This window comes from Devosia sp. (genome assembly GCF_048261455.1).
GTDB lineage: Bacteria > Pseudomonadota > Alphaproteobacteria > Rhizobiales > Devosiaceae > Devosia_A.
Genome location: NZ_JBLXGA010000003.1, coordinates 26,893 through 46,957, shown reverse-complemented (window position 1 = coordinate 46,957; position 20,065 = coordinate 26,893). Strand labels below are relative to the sequence as shown.

The 20,065-nt window shown below is 65.1% G+C and carries 23 protein-coding genes; 10 read left to right on the top strand and 13 right to left on the bottom strand.

Translation table 11 applies throughout. From position 1 onward, the window contains the following. Positions 1 to 210: 210 nt before the first annotated feature. Complete coding sequence (locus ACN0TK_RS04140; protein ID WP_417308187.1) at positions 211 to 1,383, top strand: cytochrome P450; 1,173 nt, start codon at positions 211 to 213, stop codon at positions 1,381 to 1,383. Between the two features lie 332 nt (positions 1,384 to 1,715). Here ACN0TK_RS04140 and ACN0TK_RS04135 read toward each other — a convergent pair whose 3' ends face one another. Beyond that, a complete protein-coding gene (locus tag ACN0TK_RS04135; RefSeq protein ID WP_417308186.1) occupies positions 1,716 to 2,510 on the bottom strand; it encodes a glutathione S-transferase family protein in 795 nt (264 codons plus the stop codon). Between the two features lie 343 nt (positions 2,511 to 2,853). On the opposite strand from ACN0TK_RS04135, the gene ACN0TK_RS04130 reads away from it, so the two are divergent. From ACN0TK_RS04130 to ACN0TK_RS04110, 5 genes are all read left to right on the top strand, one after another. Further along, positions 2,854 to 4,491, top strand: a complete 1,638-nt coding sequence (locus ACN0TK_RS04130; protein WP_417308185.1) for a BCCT family transporter — start codon at positions 2,854 to 2,856, stop codon at positions 4,489 to 4,491. Between the two features lie 180 nt (positions 4,492 to 4,671). Next, positions 4,672 to 5,145 (top strand): SRPBCC domain-containing protein, encoded by a 474-nt coding sequence (locus ACN0TK_RS04125; RefSeq protein WP_417308441.1) that lies wholly within the window; start codon positions 4,672 to 4,674, stop codon positions 5,143 to 5,145. Positions 5,146 to 5,178: 33 nt separating this feature from the next. Then, a complete protein-coding gene (locus ACN0TK_RS04120) occupies positions 5,179 to 5,595 on the top strand; it encodes a winged helix-turn-helix transcriptional regulator (protein ID WP_417308184.1) in 417 nt (138 codons plus the stop codon). Between the two features lie 116 nt (positions 5,596 to 5,711). Further along, positions 5,712 to 6,872 (top strand): MFS transporter, encoded by a 1,161-nt coding sequence (locus ACN0TK_RS04115; RefSeq protein ID WP_417308183.1) that lies wholly within the window; start codon positions 5,712 to 5,714, stop codon positions 6,870 to 6,872. A gap of 272 nt (positions 6,873 to 7,144) precedes the next feature. Beyond that, positions 7,145 to 8,116 carry an NAD(P)-dependent alcohol dehydrogenase gene (locus ACN0TK_RS04110; protein WP_417308182.1) on the top strand — a complete coding sequence of 324 codons (972 nt, stop codon included), beginning with the start codon at positions 7,145 to 7,147 and terminating at the stop codon, positions 8,114 to 8,116. A gap of 7 nt (positions 8,117 to 8,123) precedes the next feature. On the opposite strand, the gene uppS is transcribed toward ACN0TK_RS04110, so the two are convergent. From uppS to ACN0TK_RS04095, 3 genes are all read right to left on the bottom strand, one after another. Further along, positions 8,124 to 8,834: a polyprenyl diphosphate synthase gene (uppS, locus tag ACN0TK_RS04105; RefSeq protein WP_417308440.1), complete on the bottom strand. Its 711-nt coding sequence runs from the start codon at positions 8,832 to 8,834 to the stop codon at positions 8,124 to 8,126. Positions 8,835 to 9,011: 177 nt separating this feature from the next. Next, complete coding sequence (locus tag ACN0TK_RS04100) at positions 9,012 to 9,371, bottom strand: transcriptional regulator (RefSeq protein ID WP_417308181.1); 360 nt, start codon at positions 9,369 to 9,371, stop codon at positions 9,012 to 9,014. Continuing rightward, positions 9,361 to 9,972 (bottom strand): hypothetical protein, encoded by a 612-nt coding sequence (locus ACN0TK_RS04095; RefSeq protein WP_417308180.1) that lies wholly within the window; start codon positions 9,970 to 9,972, stop codon positions 9,361 to 9,363. Before ACN0TK_RS04095 ends, ACN0TK_RS04100 begins: the two co-directional genes overlap by 11 nt. Before the next feature lie 328 nt (positions 9,973 to 10,300). On the opposite strand from ACN0TK_RS04095, the gene ACN0TK_RS04090 reads away from it, so the two are divergent. Further along, entirely contained in the window at positions 10,301 to 11,599 is a 1,299-nt protein-coding gene (locus ACN0TK_RS04090; RefSeq protein ID WP_417308179.1) for a PRC-barrel domain-containing protein, read from the top strand. 328 nt (positions 11,600 to 11,927) lie between these two features. On the opposite strand, the gene arfB is transcribed toward ACN0TK_RS04090, so the two are convergent. Beyond that, positions 11,928 to 12,359, bottom strand: a complete 432-nt coding sequence (arfB, locus tag ACN0TK_RS04085) for an alternative ribosome rescue aminoacyl-tRNA hydrolase ArfB (RefSeq protein ID WP_417308178.1) — start codon at positions 12,357 to 12,359, stop codon at positions 11,928 to 11,930. A gap of 147 nt (positions 12,360 to 12,506) precedes the next feature. On the opposite strand from arfB, the gene ACN0TK_RS04080 reads away from it, so the two are divergent. Both ACN0TK_RS04080 and ACN0TK_RS04075 read left to right on the top strand, forming a co-directional pair. Next, positions 12,507 to 12,851, top strand: coding sequence for a hypothetical protein (locus ACN0TK_RS04080; protein ID WP_417308177.1), 345 nt, complete (start codon positions 12,507 to 12,509; stop codon positions 12,849 to 12,851). 60 nt (positions 12,852 to 12,911) lie between these two features. Further along, positions 12,912 to 13,232, top strand: coding sequence for a hypothetical protein (locus ACN0TK_RS04075; RefSeq protein ID WP_417308176.1), 321 nt, complete (start codon positions 12,912 to 12,914; stop codon positions 13,230 to 13,232). 69 nt (positions 13,233 to 13,301) lie between these two features. Here the strand turns inward: ACN0TK_RS04075 and ACN0TK_RS04070 are convergent, their stop codons facing one another. The 4 genes from ACN0TK_RS04070 to ACN0TK_RS04055 all read right to left on the bottom strand — a co-directional run bounded on the left by ACN0TK_RS04070 (position 13,302) and on the right by ACN0TK_RS04055 (position 15,887). Then, positions 13,302 to 13,982 (bottom strand): peptidase inhibitor family I36 protein, encoded by a 681-nt coding sequence (locus ACN0TK_RS04070; RefSeq protein ID WP_417308175.1) that lies wholly within the window; start codon positions 13,980 to 13,982, stop codon positions 13,302 to 13,304. Positions 13,983 to 14,228: 246 nt separating this feature from the next. Then, complete coding sequence (locus tag ACN0TK_RS04065) at positions 14,229 to 14,789, bottom strand: peptidase inhibitor family I36 protein (RefSeq protein ID WP_417308174.1); 561 nt, start codon at positions 14,787 to 14,789, stop codon at positions 14,229 to 14,231. 88 nt (positions 14,790 to 14,877) lie between these two features. Continuing rightward, positions 14,878 to 15,291: an acyl-CoA thioesterase gene (locus ACN0TK_RS04060; RefSeq protein WP_417308173.1), complete on the bottom strand. Its 414-nt coding sequence runs from the start codon at positions 15,289 to 15,291 to the stop codon at positions 14,878 to 14,880. Further along, positions 15,288 to 15,887 carry a thymidine kinase gene (locus tag ACN0TK_RS04055; protein ID WP_417308172.1) on the bottom strand — a complete coding sequence of 200 codons (600 nt, stop codon included), beginning with the start codon at positions 15,885 to 15,887 and terminating at the stop codon, positions 15,288 to 15,290. Before ACN0TK_RS04055 ends, ACN0TK_RS04060 begins: the two co-directional genes overlap by 4 nt. A gap of 318 nt (positions 15,888 to 16,205) precedes the next feature. Between ACN0TK_RS04055 and ACN0TK_RS04050 the strand changes: the two genes are divergently transcribed. Beyond that, positions 16,206 to 16,601: a hypothetical protein gene (locus tag ACN0TK_RS04050; protein ID WP_417308171.1), complete on the top strand. Its 396-nt coding sequence runs from the start codon at positions 16,206 to 16,208 to the stop codon at positions 16,599 to 16,601. Here the strand turns inward: ACN0TK_RS04050 and ACN0TK_RS04045 are convergent. From ACN0TK_RS04045 to ACN0TK_RS04030, 4 genes are all read right to left on the bottom strand, one after another. Continuing rightward, positions 16,594 to 17,502, bottom strand: coding sequence for a DMT family transporter (locus tag ACN0TK_RS04045; protein ID WP_417308170.1), 909 nt, complete (start codon positions 17,500 to 17,502; stop codon positions 16,594 to 16,596). The genes ACN0TK_RS04050 and ACN0TK_RS04045 overlap by 8 nt on opposite strands. Before the next feature lies 1 nt (position 17,503). Then, positions 17,504 to 18,757, bottom strand: coding sequence for an aminotransferase class V-fold PLP-dependent enzyme (locus tag ACN0TK_RS04040; RefSeq protein ID WP_417308169.1), 1,254 nt, complete (start codon positions 18,755 to 18,757; stop codon positions 17,504 to 17,506). A gap of 120 nt (positions 18,758 to 18,877) precedes the next feature. Then, positions 18,878 to 19,471, bottom strand: a complete 594-nt coding sequence (locus ACN0TK_RS04035) for a Spy/CpxP family protein refolding chaperone (protein ID WP_417308168.1) — start codon at positions 19,469 to 19,471, stop codon at positions 18,878 to 18,880. A 150-nt stretch (positions 19,472 to 19,621) separates the two neighbouring features. After that, a complete protein-coding gene (locus ACN0TK_RS04030) occupies positions 19,622 to 20,050 on the bottom strand; it encodes a CBS domain-containing protein (protein WP_417308167.1) in 429 nt (142 codons plus the stop codon). Positions 20,051 to 20,065 lie beyond the last annotated feature (15 nt).

Sequence of the window (20,065 nt, the reverse complement as noted above, 5' to 3'; positions counted from 1 at the left end):
CAACCGCCGTTGATGGCAACCGACTCAGAGCCATCTGAAGCAGCGTGGCCGGCCAGTCCCTCTCACGACGACGGAATATCATGATTACGGATGGAGCTGGGTCGGGCACTTCTGCTGCGTGGACTTCCGCACGTTAGCCTGTCAAGGGCGCCCTTGACGTCGCCCACGGGCAGACGGAAGTATCAGAGCAGGATACAAGGAGTTGCCGTCATGGAGCCGGTTTCAACTGCTTCTGAGCGGGACGATCGGAAGTCGGCGGCGCTGGCGGCGAGACATTTCGAGGCGGATGTCGAGGCCGAGGTCGTACGGCAATTCGCCCTTGGGCGGTCCGTGCTGCGGACAGTCGGGATGCGGCAGGCCGGAATCGGCGCCGAGCAGATCAAGGTCGGCAATCCCGATCAGATGAGCGTGTTCTTTCTCGACGGCGATGCGCATAAGCGGCGAAGGTCGGCGATCGCGCGCTTCTTTACGCCCAAGGCCATCGCAACGCGCTATCGACCGGTCATGGATCGGGTCACGCAGCGGCTGATCGATGATCTGGTCGCAACGGGGCGCGCCCGGATCGATGAGATCAGCTTTGAACTCTCGGTGGAAGTCGCTGCCCAGATCATCGGGCTCACCAATTCCAACCAGAAGGCGATGGGAGAGCGGATACGCAGGACGCTCGATGCGGGCGGGGGCACCTATCGCGTGGGAAAACTGCGGGCGATGCTCGGGTTTTCGGTCGCAGCCTTCCACGCCGTGCAGTTCGCCACGTTTGACGTGCTGCCCGCCGTGCTCGCGCGTCGGCGATCGCGCCAGGACGACGTGATCTCGCACATGCTGGATGAGCGCTACTCGATCAAGGCGCTGCTGATCGAGTGCCTGACGTATGGAGCGGCGGGCATGGTGACGACGCGCGAGTTCATCACCATGGCGGCGTGGCATCTGCTTGAAAAGGATAGCCTGCGCGCGCACTTTCTCGCGTCGGACGAGGCTGGGCAGGTCACGTTGCTCGAGGAAATCCTCAGGCTCGAGCCGATCGCCGGGCTGTTGCAGCGTCGGGCCGGGGGCGACGTGGACGGTCGACTGTGTCCGGGGCGGCTCTATGCCATCGACGTGCGGGCGGCCAATACGGATCCGGCCGCGACGGGGCCCTGTCCGCATGCGATCGATCCAGACCGAACCGAGGGCATGAAGGGCGGGGCGGCCGGGCTAAGCTTCGGCGACGGTGCGCATCGGTGTCCAGGGGCGCAGGTGGCGTTGCAGGAGTCGCGGCTGTTCCTTGACCAGCTGCTGCGGGTGCCGGGGTTGCGCCTCGCTAAGGCGCCGGAGATGCGTTGGCGTTCGGACCTGATGAGTTATGAGCTGCGTGACATGGTGGTGACGTGCGCGGCAAGGTAGTCGTTCTTTGCAGCCTCGTCGGGAGTAGAAGCGCCGTTATAGCGGGACAGGGCGAGGCTGCAGCGCCGTTGGTGGGGCGGCTGATGCGGCGGCTTGGTCTCGCTCTCGAGGCGAAGTTTGGGCACAGGCGCCGCCCCTCCACCGCTTCGCGGTCCCCTCCCCCATGAACGGGGGAGGAACCGCTGACTGCGAGCCTTGTGGGTGTTGCCCTGGATTCCCGCCTGCGCGGGAATGACCCGGTGGGGCGTCGCTCAGGCGCGCCCGACCTCGTGGTTCGGCAGGCTCACCATGAGGTCTCGCACCCGTCGCGGCAGCCCTGGGGTGCGGCGGCGCTAGACCAGGCCCAGGGCTGCGTCGGTGGCGGGTTCGGCGTATTTTTCGGCCGGGGGCCAGGGACGGGTTTTCCAGTGGGGCTCGAAGACGAAGCTCGAGCGGGTGCGGCCGGGGAGGAGGACGCCGTTGCCCGCGCCCTGGGCGTAGTCGTAGTAAAGCTTGACCACTTCCTCGCGGCTGGTCTGCTGCGCCGCCGGGTGGGCGAGACAGGCGGCCTGCCAGCGGCGGACGCGATCGTAGTCCGGCCCCTCGGGCAGCGCGAACCCCTCGTAATAGTCGAGGAACCAGAAGCGCATGAACATCGGGGTGAAGACGGCCTCGGCCAGCCCGAAATCGGCGAACAGGAAATCGGTGTCCGGCGCGTGCTCCATGAGGAAATCATTGATCCCGGCGTAGACCTTGAGGAGCTTTTCCAGATGCGCCTCGCGCGCTGCGGGGTCCTGGTTCATGACGAACATGTAGCCGGCCCCGGTGAGCGGACCCTCGCGGGTGATCAGCAATTGCTCGATGGCGTGCTCGTAGGGATCGACGCGGCGCTGGCGGGCGCCGGGGATGACCTCGTCGAGATAGTCTAGGATGACGAGGCTTTCCTTGAGAATGCGGCCATCCGCGGTTTCCAGCACGGGGAGCGCCGTGGTGCCGCGGGTTTTTTCCAGCAGCGCCGGGTCGCGCGGCTTGGTGATGTCGACGACGCGATAGTCCACGGCTTCGGTCTGGCCCTTGAGCGCCAGCAGGATTTCGGTGCGCTGGCAGAAGGGGCAGACGGGGATGTGGTAGATGACGGGCTTTGGCATGACCTGATCCTTTGCACTGCGCTGGCGCAAGGATTGATCGGCATGGCTGGCACGTCAATCGGTGGTGGGGCGCGGGCGCCTAGCTTTCCCGGTTGTGTGACAGCACGGAAAGCAAAGGCGAATCGGGTGGTTTCGGGCTGGTGGCTCCGGTGCGCGCGACCTGCTCGTGGCGGATGCACCAGGGACGTCTTGTGCGCATTATGGCCGGAATACGGGCGAAAAACGGCGAAAACCGCGCCAGATTCGGCATGGCGGAGCATATTGTGTTAGCAGGGGCCTTCCTGCCGGGGCGCGGCGGCGCGCGCTGCCCCCGGCTGCGGATGAACGACTGACTGGAGACCCTATGAGTATCGAAAATGACGATCCCACCGACCTGAGGCCGCCGGAGGGGCCGACCGAGGTTATCGAGACCGATTATGAGATCGGGCAGGACAATCTGGTCGTCGACAAGGGGTGGCTGCGCGTCGATATCCACAACCCCGTCTTCCTGATCTCGGGGATCGCGATTGTCGGCTTCGTCATCCTGACGCTGTTCACGGGACCGATCGCCACCGATGCGTTCGAGGGGTTGCGCGATTTCCTGACCAGCCGGTTCGACTGGTTCTTCCTGATCGCCGGCAATATCTTCGTTCTGGTGTGCCTGGGGCTGGCGGTGAGCCCCTTGGGCAAGATCCGGATCGGCGGCAGCGAGGCGAAGCCCGACTATTCCTATACCGGCTGGCTAGCGATGCTGTTCGCCGCCGGCATGGGCATCGGGCTGGTGTTTTACGGCGTGTCGGAGCCGGTGTCGCATTTCACCTCGTCGATCGGCGGGGTGGTGAGCGAGAACGGGCTGCGCACCGACTGGGCGCCGCTCGGGGGCGCGGTCGAGGACTCCGAGGGGGCGCGCCGGCTGGCGATGGCCGCGACGATCTTCCACTGGGGCCTGCATCCATGGGCGATCTACGCGATCGTCGGCCTGTCGCTGGCGGTGTTCTCGTATAACAAGGGCCTGCCGCTGACGATGCGGTCGATCTTTTACCCGCTGCTGGGTGAGCGGGTGTGGGGCTGGCCGGGCCATATCATCGATGTGCTGGCGGTGTTCGCCACGCTGTTCGGGCTTGCGACCTCGCTAGGGATCGGCGCCGGGCAGGCCAATGCCGGGCTGTCGTTCCTGTTCGGTATTCCCGACAACAACCTGACCATGGTGCTGCTGATCGCGGCGATCACCAGCGTGGCGCTGGTGTCGGTGTTGGCCGGGCTCGATGCCGGGGTGAAGCGGCTCAGCGAGATCAACATGCTGCTGGCCGGACTTCTGCTGTTATTCGTCATTCTCGTCGGGCCGACGCTTCAGATCCTGAGCGGTTTCTTCGCCAATCTCGCGGCCTATGGCATCAACCTGCCGGCGCTGTCGAACCCGTTCGGACGGACGGACGACAATTTCCGCCAGGGCTGGACCTCGTTCTACTGGGCCTGGTGGATTTCCTGGTCGCCGTTCGTGGGCATGTTCATCGCCCGGGTCAGCCGCGGGCGCACGGTGCGCGAGTTCCTCGTGTGCGTGATGATCGTGCCGGCACTGGCGAGCGTTCTGTGGATGACGACGTTCGGTGGCACGGCGATCAGCCAGATCATCAACGACGGCTATCAGGGCGTCGCCAACGCGAGCCTCGAACTGCAGCTGTTCGAGATGCTGAAGGTGCTGCCGCTGGCGCAGATCTCGTCGTTCATCGGCATCGTGCTGGTGATCGTGTTCTTCGTCACCTCGTCTGACTCCGGGTCGCTGGTGATCGACACGATCACGGCGGGCGGCAAGCTGGATGCGCCGGTGAAGCAGCGCGTCTTCTGGGCGAGCTTCGAAGGGCTGGTGGCGATCGCGCTACTGCTCGGCGGCGGTCTCGCGGCGCTGCAGGCGATGGCGGTTTCGACCGGGCTGCCCTTCGCCGTGATCCTGTTGATCGGCTGTGTGGCGCTGGTGAAGGGCCTTCTGGCCGAACCGCGCTAAGACGGATCTTACGGACGCTACAGACCCGCCGCGGAGAGCATCCGCGGCGGGTTTTTTGTTGGTCGCGCGCGCTCGGGCGGGGCGGTGCGCCATGGGCGCTTGACGGCTTACTATCATCATGCAAGTAATCCTGCAGAGCTTGCATGATGCAAGTAAGCAAGGGAGCCTGTCTTGACCGGAATGCCTTCAACGGGTGGCGCCGAAGCGGCGTCCAAAGACTTTTCGTGCGGCTTCGTAACTGAGCAATCGCCGGAGACGATCTATGCGGCCACTCTCGATGTGCGGGGCTGGTGGTCGCGCAATATCGAGGGCCCGACCGATGTCGAAGGCGCGGAGTGGACCTATCACAACGAACCGATCCACATGTCGCGGCACAGAACGCTCGAGCTGGTGCCCGGCAAGCGGGTGGTGTGGGCGGTCGAGGACGGGTTTCTCAATTTCATCGCCAACCAGCAGGAATGGGTGGGCGACCGGATGGTCTTCGAGATCACGCCCGAGGGGACGGGGCACCGGCTGACCTTCACCCAACACGGGCTGACGCCTGACAAGCAGTGCTACTACATCTGCGACAATGCCTGGAGCGGCTATGTCATGGGCAGCCTCAGGGGGCTGGTCGAGACCGGGCATGGCGCGCCGATCCCCGCCAGGGGATAAGACAGGCCAGCGAGGACGTGCTAGAGCGAGTTCATGCTCGGCCACCTCTATGACAAGCAGGATTGTTCCGCAGCGCGCGCCCTCGAAATCGTGGGCGAGCGCTGGAGCCTGCTGATCCTGCGGGATGCGATGTTCCGCGGGCACACCCGTTACTCGGACTTCATGAAGACGCTGGAGATCGCCCCCAACATCCTGTCGAAGCGACTATCGGGCTTCGTCGCCGCCGGGCTGATGGTTCAGGGCGAAGATGGCGCGTATCAACTGACCGAGAAGGGGCTGGCCTTCAAGCCGGTCATTATGGCGCTGACGGCGTGGGGCGACCAATGGGTGGGGCCGGGACCGGTCGAGTTCATCACCAAGGACACGCGCGCGCCAGTGCGCGTAGAACTGCGCGGCGATGCGGGTGAGGTGACGGATCTGGCGCGTGTCGGGGTAAAGCCGCGCGACTGATCGTGCCGGTGCGACTCCGGTCGCGCAGGCCGCCAAGCCTGAGACCGTTTCGCGGGCGGCAAAGCCCTTTCCTCCAAGCTATTCGCAAGGCTAAACTTTCCCGCGAGGGAGACATCATGGATTCGCGGCTGTTCTGGCTCGCGCTGGCTGCCTTTGTGGGCGCCATCGAGGGGGGGCTGATTGCCGGTATCCTGCCGCTCATCAGTGCTGACCTTGGGGTCAGCCTGGGGCAGGCGGGACAGCTGGTGCTGTTTTATTCGCTGGCCTATGCCTTCGGGCCGCCAGTGCTGGCGCTGCTGATGGGCGGTTTCGGCCGGCGGCGCATTCTGGCGGTGTCGGAACTGGGCTTTGCGCTGTGCGCGCTGGGCATGGTGCTGGTGCAGGTGTTCGAAGGGCTGGTGGTGGTGCGCACGCTGCTGGCGGTGGTCGCGGGCACCTATACCGGCACGGCGATGGCGACGGCGGCGATGATCGCGCCGCTGGGGCAGCGCGGCCGCTATATGCAGGTGATCAGCATGGGGCAGGCGGTGGCCTCGCTGGTGGGCGTACCGGCAGGCGCCTGGATCGCCGCGCAATATGGCTGGCGGGTCGAGTATATCGCGCTGTCGGCAATGGCCGCCTCGGCCTCGCTGCTGCTCTACCTGCGGCTGCCGCGTGGCATGCCCGGCGACACGATGAAGATCGCCGACCGGCTGCGGGTGTTGCGCAACCCCGGGATGGGGCGGGCGCTGCTATCGACGCTGCTGTTCATGATCGGCTCGTCGCCGCTGATGGTCTATATCAGCGCGCTGCTGGACGCCGTGGGCGTGCCCTATGAGAGCCTGCCGCTGGTGCTGCTGGCCGGTGGCATCGGTGCGATTGCCTGCAGCGCCACGGCGGGGCGGATGTCCGACCGGTTCGGCTCGAAGCGCACGGCCGCAATTTCGACGCTGGCGGTGATCGCCACGATGCTGGTCTTCGTGCTGCTGCCACAGGTACCGCGGGAGCATGCGCTTGTGGCGCTGGCGCTGACGGTGGCGACACAGGGGTTTTTCGTGCGCACCTATTCCATCTCGGTCGCCAGCCATCTGGCGCAGATCGTGCCCGGCGCGGTGCCGGTGGCGATCTCGCTCAACATGTCGGCCTTCATGATCGGGATGGCGGTCGCTGCTGCCGTTGGCGGGTTGGTGCTCGACAATCTGGGCGCTTTGGCGCTGCCGCTGATCGGCGTGCCGCTGGTGGCGGTGGCGCTGCTAATCTGGCGTACGGTGCCGGAGGGTGATCCGGCGGCGGGCTAGCGCGGCTGGGCCTTTGAAAAATGAAAGGCCCGGCAGAGAGGTGGAACTCCTGCACGGGCCTAAATCGAACAGGGCGGCGAGGCCCCGAACGACGGCGTGACCGGTACGGGTTTTCGCCCAGCTTGGCAAGGGCCGAGACGCCGGCTGGGGCGGTCTGCCCTGCAGGTTTGCGTCCTGCCTTCGATATGACACCATGGCTGGCAGCGCACGCATCCGTGTGGTTGCGCGACACCACCGGGTTGATCGCCCGGTGAACTGTATGGGGGACAGTGATGCGGGCAGCGGTTTATGAGCGATTTGGCGGGCCAGAGGTGGTGTCGGTCAAGGAGGTGGCGACGCCGGAGCCGGGGGGCGGCGAGGTGCGCGTTCGGGTGATGGCCACAACGGTAAGCGCGGCGGACCACCGGATGCGGGCCAAGGATCTGCCGCGGGGACTGGGGCTGTTGGCGAGCTTTGTGATGGGCGGCAAGGCGCCACGCAAGCCCATCCTGGGGATGGATTTTGCCGGTGTGATCGACAAGCTCGGCGACGGCGTCAGCGGCTGGAGCGTGGGACAACGCGTCGCCGGGCTGACCGCGGCGGCGTTCGGCGGGCATGGCGAATATGTGTGCCTCAAGGCGGATGGGCCGATGGTGCCGCTGCCCGATACCATCAGTTTTACGGACGGGGTAAGCGTGGTGTTCGGCGGGCACACGGTGTCGGCGTGCCTCAAGGCTGTGACGATTACTCCGGGCGACAAGGTGCTGGTGAACGGCGCCGCCGGCGCGGTCGGCACCATGGCGGTGCAGATCGCCGCGCAGATGGGCGCCGAGGTGACGGCGGTGACGAGCGCCCGCAACAGCGAACTGGCGCGTGACCTCGGCGCCAGCCAGGTAATCGACTATGCGGTGACGGATTTTGCCGGCGGCGAGGCCGTTTACGACGTGATCTTCGAATGCGTCGGCAATGCGCCATATAGCCGGGTGAAGCGGGTCTTGAAGCCGGGGGGCACGTTGCTGCTGGTGATCGCGGATCTGCCGCAGATGCTGTCAGCCAGCTGGCAGGGGGCGAGCAGCGGGCACAAGGTGAAGGTGATCTCCGGTGCGCCGGGCGCGGCAGACGTGGCGCTGGAGATCGACCTGCTGGCGCAAGGCAAGATCCGGCCGGTGATCGATACGGTGCTGCCGCTCGACGAGATCGGGGCGGCGCACCGGCTGGTCGACACCGGCCGCAAGCGCGGCGCGGTGGTTGTGACCCTGGACTAGGCCCTGTTCAGGCGACTTCCGCGACACCGCCAAAGCTGCGGGTGCGGGCGCGGAAATCGGCAAGAGACGCCGAGAATTCCTCGGCCGTGTAATCTGGCCAGCCGGTCTGGGTGAAATGCAGCTCGGCCCAGGCGCATTCCCAGAGCAGAAAATCGGAAAGGCGCCGGTCGCCGCCGGTGCGGATGAGGAAATCGACCTCCGTGGTGCCGAGCGCCTGGGTGAGCGCGTCGATGTCAGCGGTGGGTGTCGCCTCGCGGGCGGCGAGCAGGGCCTCGCGAGCCGAATAGTCGATGGCGATCCGCAGGTGCAAAGTGGTGCCGTTGGCGGTGGCGCGTTCGGCGGCACCGATGGCCTTGCTCAAACCCAGTGGCAGGCGGTCACGGCGGCCGAGCACCGAGATGCGTACGCCGGCGTCGCGCAGTTGCGGGGCTTCGACGAGCAGGAAACGGCGCAGGAGGTTCATCAGCCCGGCCACCTCCGGCTCGGGGCGGCGCCAGTTGTAGCTTGAAAAGGCGTAGAGCGAGAGCGCGCCGACGCCTTCGGCGATGGCCCGGCTGACGATGGCACGGACGACACCTGCGCCCGCCTCGTGGCCGAAGGGTCGCGGCATGCCACGGGCTTCGGCCCAGCGGCCATTCCCATCCATGATGATCGCGACATGGGGCTTTGTGGCGTCCGGCGTCACGGTAGCCGGTTGGGGTGAGCGAGTGGTTTGCATTGCAAACTGACTGGACGGCATGAGGGTCTCCTTGGGTTTGGGTGGGGTGGATCAGCGAAGGATTATGGTGGCCTGGGCGTGGTGGGTCGGCGCATCAGGCTGTCGGATGCGGCGCGGCGGCCCAGAGTTTGCCAAGCGCGACGAGGACAATGTGCAAGGGGCGAACTCGACGGTGAATCAAGCGGGTTTGGGCTTGAGTTCGGGGCTGCTGCGGGCGGCAGTGGCGGCGTCGCGGACGACCTGCTCGAGCACGTCGAGATAGGCGAGAAAGCGGGCGCGGCCTTCTGTGGTGAGGCGGACGTCGGTGCGCGGGCGCTTGCCCTCGAAACTCTTGTCGAGACGAACGAGGCGTGCCTCCTCGAGCACCTGCAGGTGGCGGCTGAGATTGCCCTGGGTCAGGCCGCAAAGGCGCTGCAGCTCGGCAAAGCTCAGCCCATCGGGCCGCCCGGCGAGCGAGGTCAGCATCCCCAGCCGCGCCTTTTCGTGCAGGATCCGGTCCAGCCCTTCATAGGCGTATGGCGCGGGATCATCGGGCATTCTGCGCTCCTGCGGCACGATGGACGAGTGCGGCGACGCCGAGCTGGCCGAGGCCGAAGGGCAGGCCCATGCTCCATGGCGACAGGGTTCGGGTTTCGGCACTGATCAACAGGACGGCGATTCCCGAGAGCAGATACCAGCCGCCGGCAATGGCCATGCCGCGGGGCAGGGAGCGGGCGGCGGCGAAGACGCCGAGGCTGACCAGCACAAGCCAGAGGCCGGGCAGCAGCCAGACGAGTTCAGGCGCTGCGCGCAAAAAGACTGCGAACAGCGCGGTACCGGCGACTGCCGCCGGGACGAAATTGAACATGGCTGCAAGGATCATCTGATCGGCCATGCGCCCATGCTGCGCGCGGCCACGACGCGCCATTTCCGCGCCGAGCAGACCGGCGGCGACGACGGCGAGGCCGATCCAAGCGGCGAAATAGGGCCAGGTGTCGAGGGCGGCGGGGCCAGCAAGGGTCTGTGTCAGTGCGACACCCAAGGCCAGCAGGCCGGTGGCGGCGAGCGCGGCCGGGCCGAGGCCAAGGAACGTCTGGTCCTGCGCCAGGCGAGCGCGAATTTCGACTATATCGGCCAGCGCGCGATCAAGCTCGGTCATAGGGTGCGCCCACTCGTTAGGTTTGTATTGCAAACAAGACTGCGCAGCAGATTATGGCGAGGGTGGGGCGCCTGCCGCTTATCGTCGTTGCACTGGTGGGCTGAGCCCCAAACTAACGGAGAACCGGGACTATCCTGCCGGGAACCGAATGGTTCAGCGACGCAGATCACGGGGCTCGATCGCGCGGCAGAATTCTTCGCACAAAAATCTGGAACACAATAGCGCGCGTTAGGTTAGTATTGTATCAGCGGGTCAAAATACACTCAAACGGCCTGAAAATGAACGGACGTGCGACGCAGATCGCACCGCTCAACAGGAAGTATCAAACATGAATAAGATTCTATTGGGAGCACTTGCTGCCAGCACCGCGCTTGTGCCGATGATTTCTTACGCGCAGGACGCCAATCCGACCCCGACCGCCGATGAATGTCGCGATCTACTTGTTCTGATCGAGGGCAATGAACTCGGCGATAGCGGCATGTCATCAGATCAGGCGCTGTTGATCGTCGAGCGGGACGACCCGCAGACGTGTCTCGATGCGTCGCGCATGGCACGTGGCGAAATTTCAAACAACGAAGCTGACGCGAACTATGACGTCGACGCCAGCGCGCGGCTCCAGGTGGTCGTGCCGGATCCTGAAGTGACGGTCGACCAGGCGGCGCCGCAGGTGAACGTCGAGCAGGCCGACCCGCAGGTTCAGGTGACACAGCCGCGGCCGGTGGTGACGGTGAATCAGCAGCAGCCGCAGGTACGGGTGCAGATGACGCCGCCGACGATCACGATTTCCATGCCGCAGCCCGAGATCATCGTGGAGATGCCGGACCCGGAAGTCGCCGTGTCGATGCAGCCGCCGCGCGTTACCGTGCAGCAGGCCGATCCGACCGTGACGGTCGAGCAGGGCGACGTCAGCATCGAAGTGGGTGACGAGCGCGTTGCCGCCGAGGACGATGGTGGTTCGACTGCCAATGTGACGGTTGACCAGGAAGAGGCGAACGTACAGGTCGATCGGGCCGATGCGGCCAATATCTCGATCGAGCAGGTGCAGCCCGAGGTGCGCTTCAATTCCGCCGAGCCGAATGTCCAGGTGGAAGGCAGCAGCGAGCCGCAGGTTCGTTTCGAGCAGGCCGGTGACCCGAAGGTGACGTTCCGTCAGATGAACGAGACCGAAACCCGGGACGCTGCCGAGCGCGCTGCGGCGACGAACCAGACTGATGAGCAGGTTAGTGCCGATCAGGCCGATGATCAGGCCAGTGCTGATCCGGCGACCGACCGGCCGATGGGCGTCATGGGCACGACGGCCGATCCCGAGGCCGAGGTGAACCGGCAGGCCTATAGCGCCGAAACCCTGATGGATGTCGAAGTGGTCGGCGCCGATGGTGACGAGATTGGTGAGATCGAGGATATCGTCATGCGTGGCGGTCAGACCTATGTGATCGTCGGCAATGGTGGTTTCTTCGGTATCGGCGAAAAGGAAGTGGCGCTGCCGCTGTCCGATATGGTGCTGCGCGGCGACCAGCTGGTGATGCGTGCCATCACCGAGGACGACGTCGAGCAGATGGAAGACGTCGATGTCTCCGATTTCCAGACCGTCGAGGGTAACCAGACTGTCGATGTGACCATCGACTAAGTCCGACGGGTCTACGATCCAGTTGAGGGGTCCGGCAGTGCCGGGCCCCTTTTTCGTTTAGCTGTGTGCCGGCCGATATAGACGGACAACCGCCGGTCTCAGTCGCGCTGGCAGAGCAGGGTCTCGAAGCCGTCGACCAGCGACGCGGCGCTGTTGAGGACGGTCAGGGGTAACCTCGCCGGCGCTGAACACTGATGGCTCTCGAGCTGCTAATCGGGGCGATGATTTGTTCGTTGCCGCCATAGGCGCCGATGAGGAAGTTCTGCTGGACGCCCGCCATGGCCCGCCAGACCGGGTCGGCTTGGCGCGAGCGTCAGCGTGGACGGAGTCAGTCGAAACCCGGTTTGCCGGAGCGCAGTTTCTTGATCTGGCCGCGCTTGGTCTTGGAGTCCATTCTCCTTCGCTTGGATCCGAGCGTGGGCTTTGTGGCGCGGCGGGGTTTGGGGGGCGTTGCGGCGGTGCGGATCAATTCGGCGAGCCGGGTGAGGGCGTCGTCGCGGTTGAGCTGCTGGGTGCGGTGGCGGCTGGCGGAGATGACGATCTCGCCCTCGTTGGTCAGCCGGCTGCCGGCAAGCGTGGCGGCGCGCTGGCGGACCGGCTCGGGCAGGGCAGGCGCATGCATCAGGTTGAAACGCAGTTGCGCGGCGCTCGACACCTTGTTGACGTTCTGGCCGCCGGGGCCGGGACTGCGCACATAGGTGATCTCGATGTCGTCGAGCGGAATGGCGATGCGCGGCGTGATGGTCAGGTAATCGGGCATGGCGAAAGACTAGCACAGGTCCGCGGCGCACGGGACCAGTTGGCAGGGCCTCAGGAAAGGCATATCAGCGATAAGCCGCGCGATCGCGGCGTGTGAGGCGACATGATGTCGGTTGACCGGATGCGGGATGGATGTGCGCGGGCGCCAGTGGCGCTGCTGCTCGCTTTGCTGCTGCTGGTACCGACGCTGTGGTCCACCGGCGCCTATGCGGTTTCCCGCGCCGGTGCTGCTCCCACCCTCAGTGTGCACCAGATTGGCCACGCGGCGATACCGGCCGAACTCAACCGGTTCGTGGCGCGGGTTGCGGCAGATGCCAATGGTGCCGATGCGACAGACGGTGACGCCGGGCTGTTGCCAGAGCGGTTCTCGTTGCATCGCGCAGGTCTGGCTTTGCCTTGCGCAGATATCCTGCGCGCACCGTCTTCTCTCCCTACGCGCCCCAGTCGGCGCCAGGCGCCGCGGGCGCCACCCCAGTCTGATCCAGTGATCTGAATTCCTGCCCGGGCGCCGCTGTGCTCCGGGTCTGTTGCACTGTTTCAAGGACACATGGACATGTCTGTTCCTGCATTTGCCGCCAATGACAGCGGCGCGTTTCCCGATATCCACTCCACTGCTGCGGCGGGGGCTTCCGTTGCCTCTGGCGGAGCCGTGCGCTCCACCGCGCAGGCCATCTTGCATGCGCTGCCGGCGATCGGGCTGATCGCGGGGTATTTGTGGATGGCGATTGCCACTCCGGTGGTGCTGCTGCTCAACCGTATGCCGGGCCTTCCAGTGGTCGGCTGGGGTGTGCTGGTCGTGCTGGCGGTGCCGGGCGTCTGGCTGAGCTGGCGGATTATCCGCCAGTGCATCGCTGTCGAGCGCGAGATCATCTGAGCGCTTGCGGACAACGAAAAAGGCGCCGCCCACGGGCGACGCCTTCCTGTTCTTTCCGGTGAGTGCGGTTTAGCGGACGCGGATCGAGCTGATGCGGTCGTTGCCGCCGCGGCCGAGGTTGCGGGCATCGCGCGAGATCACGATGCAACGGCCACGGAAGTTGTTGTCTTCACAGACCTGTGCCTCGGCATCGCCACTGACGCGGACCGAGCTGATCTTGTCGTTCCACTGACCCAGGCGGGACAGGCGTTCGCCCGGGCGCACACAGAACCGGTCGCCACCGAAGTTGACGTCTTCAAAGAAGCAGACGCGGTCGCGACGCGCGGGACGGTTCGGGCGTTCCGGACGATCGGGACGGACGTCAAAGCCGCCACTGCCGATCTGGAAGTTGAAGCCGGGGACCGAGAAGCCGATGCTGACGTCAGGTGCGTTGTCGTTGCGGTCGTCGCGCTGGCGACGGTCTTCACGGTCACGACGACGTTCACGGCGATCTTCGCGCATGCCACGATCGTTGCTCAGGTAGTTCTGCGACACCCAGCCGTCGGGGCCGGGCTTGACGACATAGCACCAACCGGACTGGCAGCGATCGATGTCGACCTGCTGGCCGGCACGCAGCACGTCGACGACAGCGCCGTTCACCGGCGAGGTGCGCACGTTAACATTTGCAGTGGCAGTTGCGGCCTGGGCAGCGGCCGGCACGAGCATTGCGCACAGCACTGCTGCGACGCCAGCGAGTTTGATGGATTTCATAAAACGAGTCCTCTCGGGGGATGGGGTCGGGTTGTTTTTGTAATGTTCCGCCGGCGGCAAAACGCCATGTGCTGAAATTTGGTTCCGGCGGACGGAGCTTTCCGACTTGAGGACACACTGCGCTCGCGCAGATGAACCGGGACTGAACGGAAAATGCGCAAGTGCCTGGAGTGAAAACGAAAGCGCCCGGCAAGCCGAGGGGCTGCCGGGCGTTCAGGTCAATGGCCCCGTGCGGGCGGGACCGGATCAGTAGATGTGAAAGGCGCTGACGTCGTTGTTGAGGAAGCCGTGGATGCGCGGCTCGCTCTCGTCGATGCGCTCACAATAGCTGCGGAAGAAACGGTCACGGCACAGTGTGACCGAGACATTGCCGGTGATGCGCACCGAGGAAATGGTGTTGTCAAAGCCGCGCAGCTGCAGGTCACGGCTGACGAGGCCTGGGCCGCCGCACAGGGCCGTGCCGGTGTAGTTGGCGCCGGAGTAAAGGCAAACCTCGCCCGGACCGCCAGACTTGTAGCTGAAGCTCGGGCCGAAGGGCGTCGGCCAAGGTTCGTGGCCAAAGGCCAGATACTGCTCGAGCGCCCAGCCCTTCACGCCATTGGCGCGCACCAGACACCACAGCTTGTAGCAGCGATCGACGCGGATGCGCAGCTTGCCTTCAAGCGTGCCGGTAACCGGATAGACCGAGCCCGGCCCGGAGGTCAGCGTGACCGTCGTGTTGGTCCAGGCAGGGGTGCCCGTTTCGATGGCGGATGCGCCGAAGGTGAGAAGCAGAAAGGCGGCCAAGCCGGCGATAAGCGATTTCATTGCATTGCCCCGAATACCCGTTCGGCGCGAACACTAGCCCCGTCGCCGAGGCGACGAAAGAGCGCGGCGGCCACAGGATGACAGAAAATCACTCCGGTTCGCTCGGGATCTGGCGCTTGGCGCCATGCTCGTCTAGCGCCACATAGACATAGCGGGCTTCGGTGACCTTGACCCGGTCCGAGATGCGGTTGCGGCGAGCCCAGGCCTCGATGCTGACGGTGATCGATGTTTTGCCGACGCGTTCGATGGTGGTGTAAACGCACAGCACGTCTCCGACCTTGACCGGGGCGATGAAGGTCATCGAGTCGACTGCCACGGTGACGACGCGGCCGGCAACGCGTTCGACGGCCGCGATGGCCCCGGCGATATCCATCTGGCTCATCACCCAGCCGCCGAAGATGTCACCGGCCGGGTTGGTATCGGCGGGCATCGCCAGCGTGCGCACCGTAAGGGCGCCTGCCGGTTCGATGTCGGCGCTATCCGGCGCGGCGGGGTCTGTCATGCGCGAGGTCCTTTCGGTGGCCAGCGACCAATCTCTTCTTCCCAGTGCTGGCGACAAAGCGAAACATATACGGATTTTTCGATCGCCACCTGACTGCCCTCGGTCTGTGCGCCGCCGCCCGAGTCCCGGCGCACCACCATGGTGGCCTTGCGCCCGCATGAGCAGATGGTGCGGATCTCCCGCAGCTCGTCGGCGATCGCCAGCAGCTCGGACGATCCGGGGAACAGCTGGCCGCGGAAATCGGTACGCAGACCAAAGGTCATCACCGGAATGTCGAGCCGGTCGGCGACGCGGGCCAGCTGCCAGACCTGGTCGGCCGAGAGGAACTGGGCTTCGTCGACAAAGACGCAGTCGATCTTCGATTCCTGCATATGGTCGGTGATGTGCTGGAAGAGATCGGTTTCGGGGGCGTAGAGCTCAGCTTCCGCCGAAATGCCTATGCGCGAGCTGATCTTGCCAACGTCGCCCTCGGAGTAAAGCGCCGAGGTGAACAGCAGGGTGCGCATGCCGCGCTCGACATAGTTGTACGAGGCTTGCAGCAGCAGCGTCGACTTGCCGGCATTCATTGCGGAATAGGAGAAGTAGAGCTTGGCCATGGGTTCTTGTGCCGCACGGCCGGCGTGGGGGCGAGGCAAAAGGCCCACTCTCAACAAAAAAACGGCCGCCCAAGTGGCGACCGAAAAGGGCCGAGTGCGGCTCGGCTGGGCGAACGATTGGCGGCGAACGCCCGGTCGTCAAAAGACGGCTGTCAAACAGGCGGGAACAGCCGCTGGTTGTGCCCGGCGCCAGTGGGGACGACCCCGAGCGCTGGAAACCTAGGCTGCGCTGGTGACAGGTGTATGACGGCACGATCATATTGGCGACATGATCCACCGCTAGCGGATTCAGGCGGGTAAGGGCCACTGGAGAGACAAATGAAAGCCTTGATGAAGACTGCTGTCGCACTGGCGGCAAGCCTGATGCTGGCAGCCCCTGCGGTTGCCCAGAGCGCCTCGGTCGAGGGCGTGTGGACGCTCAAAGACAAGAGCTCGGATTACCGTGCGACGCTGTGCGGCAAGAATGGCGACCGGCTGTGCTTCGAACTGATCGCGCTGCGCAAGGGCGCCGACAAGCCGAAGAATCGCAAGTACCTCAATACCAAGATCATCAATGGCGCCAAGCCGGCCGGCAAGAACCGCTGGAAGGGCAGCATTTCGCTCTATGGCCAGTCGGCCAATGGCACGCTGGTGCTGCTGGGCGACACGATGAAGGTCAATGCCTGCGCCTATATCGTCATCTGTGACGAGTTCAATCTGTATCGGGTCAAATAGGCCTGTTGTTTGCGGCCCGGCGCTGACTGAGCGCCGGGACCGCCTCGACCATCAGGATCGCGACGAAGATCAGCGCTGCGCCCGCATAGCCGACGGGGGGTAGACGCTCGCCCAGCAAGAGGGCGCCGCCGAGTGCGGCAAACAGGCTTTCCGACGACAGGATGATCGCCGCATTGGCGGTGGGCACATAGGGCTGGGCTACGGCCTGCAGCGTATAGGCCACGGCGGTCGAGAGCAGACCGGCGAAAGCAATGTCCTGCCAGGCATTGGCGATGGCTGTGGGGTCGGGTGTTTCCGCCGCGAAGGCGATGACGGTGCAGCTGAGGCCGACAAAGAGAAAGCTGGCCACCGAAATGGTGACCGGCAGGCCGGTGCGCAGCGAGACCAGACCGACGAGTAAAACGTGGGCGCCCCAGAAGACGGCGCCGATGACCATCAGCCCGTCGCCCAGGGTGAAGGCTTCCAACTGCCCGCCATTCAGCAGGAACACACCGAACAGCGCTGCCGGCACACCGACATAGATGGCGGGATGCGGCTTGCTGCGCAGAAACAGGAAACCGAGCAGCGGCACGAACAGCACGTAAAGCGCGGTGAGAAAGCCCGCATTGGTGACCGAGGCGGTCAGCAGCCCGACCTGCTGTAGGGCCGCTGCGATGGTCAGCACGGCGGAGAGCAGAAGCGTCAGGCCGAGGCTGGTGCGGTCGAAGCGCGCGCGCGCGATGGGCTTGCGGCGAAGCTCGAAGGCGACCATGGGCAGCAGGGCGACGCCGCCGAGCATGAAGCGCACGGCCATGAAGGTGAAGGGGCCGACATGCTCCATCCCGGTCTTTTGAAAGACGAAGGCAAAGCCCCAGATGGCCGTGAGAAACAGCAGCAGGAAGACAGCGAGGGGGCGGGGCATCTCAGCCGAGCACTTCGTCCAGCGCGGTTATCAGCTGGGTGATCTCCTCGGGCGTGGTGTAGTGGGTGAAGGACAGGCGGAGCACACCGAGATTGGGATCTAGGCCCATGGCTTCGAGCAGGCGCCAGGCATAGAAATGGCTGCCGCCTGCCATTATCTTGTGCCGGCCGAGTTTTTCGGCGGTCTCCGAGGCGAGACCGGGGACGACCAGCGAGACGGTCGGGGCGCGTTTTTGCGGGTCGGTGGGGCCAAGCAGCCGGACCCCGCCGAGGTTTTGCACATGATCGAGCAGCGGAACGAGCAGGGCGATCTCCTGCGCGCGCATCAGATCATGGGCGCGGTGGAACACGGTCGTTCCGCTGCCCGGGGCGTCGGGCGCAGGGGGCTCGGCCAGACCGGCGACGAACTCGAAGTAGTCGGCCATGCCCGCGGCAGCGGCGATGTGGGCGTGGTCTGGTCCGGCCGGCACAAGGCGCTTGCGCGGTGCGGTGTCGTTGAAAAAGTGCCCCTGGTTGGGCAGTTCGGCCGCGAGCGAGGGGCGCACGGCCATGACGCCCTGATGCGGGCCGAACACCTTGTAGGCGGAGAACATATAGATATCGCAGCCGAGCTGCAGCAGGTCCGGCAGGCCGTGGGGCGCATAGGAGACGCCATCGACGACGGTGACGGCGCCGTAGGACTTGGCCTTTTTGGCGATCTCGGCGACCGGATTGATCTCGCCGATGATGTTGGAGACATGCGGGAAGCAGACCGCGCGGACTTTTGAGTCGAGCAGCGGATCGAGCGCGTCGGGGTCGAGATGGCCGGTGGCGGGATCGACCTTCCATTCGCGTACGGTGATGCCGCGGTCGGCGAGCTTGCGCCAGACGCCGATGTTCGACTCGTGATCCTGATCGGTGACGACCATCGCATCGCCCGGCTTCAACCAGCCGGCAAAGGCCTGGGCCAGCGTGTAGGTGTTGGCGGAGGTGGAGGGGCCAAAGTGGATCCAGTCGGCACCGACATTCATCGCCTGGGCCATGCGGCGGTAGGCATTGTCCATCGCCTCGCCGGCGGCATGGGCAATCGGATTGAAGTTCGAGGCCTGGACCTTGGTGTTGAGATAAAAGCCGTTCAGCCGCTCCAGCACCTGGGTGCAGGTATAGGAGCCGCCGGCGTTGTCGAAAAACGCCCAGCCATCGAGGCCAGGCTGGCTGAAGCTGGGGAACTGGGCGCGGATGCGCGCGGGATCTAGCGGAAGGCTGGAGGCGGACATCACTGAGCCTGGTTCGACAAGGGGCACTATGTTCCTAGCCGAGGGCAGGCAGCGCCGCAATTGCCTCGGCGATATTGGAAGCCCCGACACGGGGTGCCGGAGCTTCCGAAGGGTGGCCGATCAGCTGCGGTGATGGCGCTTGTTTTTTCCGTCGCGCTGCATCCGGTTCGGGCGCAGCTTGGCGAGCTGGTTTTCATCAAGGCTGTCATAGAAGGCCCGCAGTTCGGGCAGGAGCCCGGTGAGGGCCGCGATGCGGTCGCCGTCGCGCTCGAGCCGCTGCTCCAGCCGGTCGATCGGGTTGCCGCGTGACTGACGTGATGCCTGCCTGTCTTTTGCCGCCGGCGGGGTGGGGCAGTCATCTGCGAAGCTGGTCTGGGCCGTCAGGGCTTCGGTCTTGAGCGCGTCGAACAGCGTTGCCTGCTCATCGGTCAGGTCCAGACGCTCGCCGATCCGGTCGTAGCGGGTTTCGAGCCGTTCGGCGGCATTCGGTGCACAGGTGAGCGAAACGAGTGGCATCGCCATCATGCCGCGCTGCGTGCGGTGTGGGCCGCCTCGCATATCACGACCGGGACCGCGCCCGGCCTTGCCATGCGCCTGCTGGACCTGAGCGCTCGCGTCTGGCGCTGCATCCTGAGCCGAAGCCATGGGCACTGCCGCCGCCAGTGAGGCGGTGGCGACAAGCGTGGCGAGGGTTGCTTTTCGAAAGATGGACATGTGTTTGTTCCTTCTGGTTGAATTGTGCATCGCGCGTTGCACGGATCAACCTAGCGAAGGACATGTGGCGCCAGCCTTGCCGCCACATGACAGTGCGGACAGCTTGGCAAGGTGGGCGCAGCGTCGGCGCGGGGCAGGCGCCTATCGGGCTCAGGAGGCGATATAGTCCTTGAGTGCCCTGGCTTCGGCCTCGGCCTGCTCGATCTTAAGCTTCACCACGTCACCGATCGAGATGATGCCGACCAGCTTGCCGGCATCGACCACAGGCAGATGGCGGATGCGGTGCGCGGTCATTTTTTCCATCATGTCCTCAACGGTATCCGAGGGCACGGCGGTGATGACCTTGGCGGTCATGCTGTCGCGGACGGGTGTCGCAAGCAGTTCGGCCGGGTTGCCGTCCAGCTGGCGGACGATATCGCGTTCCGACAGGATGCCGGAGACGCGGCCGATGGCATCGGTGACAACAACGGCGCCGATGCGGTGGGTCTTGAGCAGGCGTACGGCTTCGGACACCGGTGCGTCGGCTGCGACGGTCTGAACGGTCCCGCCCTTGGTTTGAAGGATGTGCTCGACAATCATGGCGATGGGCCCTCC

What these genes read in the sequence shown, in the direction of transcription:
- ACN0TK_RS04030 (WP_417308167.1), bottom strand. Translation starts at nt 20,050, where the DNA reads ATGATTGTCGAGCACATCCTTCAAACCAAGGGCGGGACCGTTCAGACC.
- ACN0TK_RS04100 (WP_417308181.1), bottom strand. Translation starts at nt 9,371, where the DNA reads ATGCCCGATGATCCCGCGCCATACGCCTATGAAGGGCTGGACCGGATC.
- ACN0TK_RS04095 (WP_417308180.1), bottom strand. Translation starts at nt 9,972, where the DNA reads ATGACCGAGCTTGATCGCGCGCTGGCCGATATAGTCGAAATTCGCGCT.
- ACN0TK_RS04065 (WP_417308174.1), bottom strand. Translation starts at nt 14,789, where the DNA reads ATGAAATCGCTTATCGCCGGCTTGGCCGCCTTTCTGCTTCTCACCTTC.
- ACN0TK_RS04040 (WP_417308169.1), bottom strand. Translation starts at nt 18,757, where the DNA reads ATGTCCGCCTCCAGCCTTCCGCTAGATCCCGCGCGCATCCGCGCCCAG.
- ACN0TK_RS04130 (WP_417308185.1), top strand. Translation starts at nt 2,854, where the DNA reads ATGAGTATCGAAAATGACGATCCCACCGACCTGAGGCCGCCGGAGGGG.
- ACN0TK_RS04110 (WP_417308182.1), top strand. Translation starts at nt 7,145, where the DNA reads ATGCGGGCAGCGGTTTATGAGCGATTTGGCGGGCCAGAGGTGGTGTCG.
- ACN0TK_RS04140 (WP_417308187.1), top strand. Translation starts at nt 211, where the DNA reads ATGGAGCCGGTTTCAACTGCTTCTGAGCGGGACGATCGGAAGTCGGCG.
- ACN0TK_RS04115 (WP_417308183.1), top strand. Translation starts at nt 5,712, where the DNA reads ATGGATTCGCGGCTGTTCTGGCTCGCGCTGGCTGCCTTTGTGGGCGCC.
- arfB (WP_417308178.1), bottom strand. Translation starts at nt 12,359, where the DNA reads ATGCCCGATTACCTGACCATCACGCCGCGCATCGCCATTCCGCTCGAC.
- ACN0TK_RS04120 (WP_417308184.1), top strand. Translation starts at nt 5,179, where the DNA reads ATGCTCGGCCACCTCTATGACAAGCAGGATTGTTCCGCAGCGCGCGCC.
- ACN0TK_RS04125 (WP_417308441.1), top strand. Translation starts at nt 4,672, where the DNA reads ATGCCTTCAACGGGTGGCGCCGAAGCGGCGTCCAAAGACTTTTCGTGC.
- ACN0TK_RS04045 (WP_417308170.1), bottom strand. Translation starts at nt 17,502, where the DNA reads ATGCCCCGCCCCCTCGCTGTCTTCCTGCTGCTGTTTCTCACGGCCATC.
- ACN0TK_RS04060 (WP_417308173.1), bottom strand. Translation starts at nt 15,291, where the DNA reads ATGACAGACCCCGCCGCGCCGGATAGCGCCGACATCGAACCGGCAGGC.
- ACN0TK_RS04070 (WP_417308175.1), bottom strand. Translation starts at nt 13,982, where the DNA reads ATGAAATCCATCAAACTCGCTGGCGTCGCAGCAGTGCTGTGCGCAATG.
- ACN0TK_RS04035 (WP_417308168.1), bottom strand. Translation starts at nt 19,471, where the DNA reads ATGTCCATCTTTCGAAAAGCAACCCTCGCCACGCTTGTCGCCACCGCC.
- ACN0TK_RS04050 (WP_417308171.1), top strand. Translation starts at nt 16,206, where the DNA reads ATGAAAGCCTTGATGAAGACTGCTGTCGCACTGGCGGCAAGCCTGATG.
- ACN0TK_RS04055 (WP_417308172.1), bottom strand. Translation starts at nt 15,887, where the DNA reads ATGGCCAAGCTCTACTTCTCCTATTCCGCAATGAATGCCGGCAAGTCG.
- uppS (WP_417308440.1), bottom strand. Translation starts at nt 8,834, where the DNA reads ATGCAAACCACTCGCTCACCCCAACCGGCTACCGTGACGCCGGACGCC.
- ACN0TK_RS04090 (WP_417308179.1), top strand. Translation starts at nt 10,301, where the DNA reads ATGAATAAGATTCTATTGGGAGCACTTGCTGCCAGCACCGCGCTTGTG.
- ACN0TK_RS04075 (WP_417308176.1), top strand. Translation starts at nt 12,912, where the DNA reads ATGTCTGTTCCTGCATTTGCCGCCAATGACAGCGGCGCGTTTCCCGAT.
- ACN0TK_RS04135 (WP_417308186.1), bottom strand. Translation starts at nt 2,510, where the DNA reads ATGCCAAAGCCCGTCATCTACCACATCCCCGTCTGCCCCTTCTGCCAG.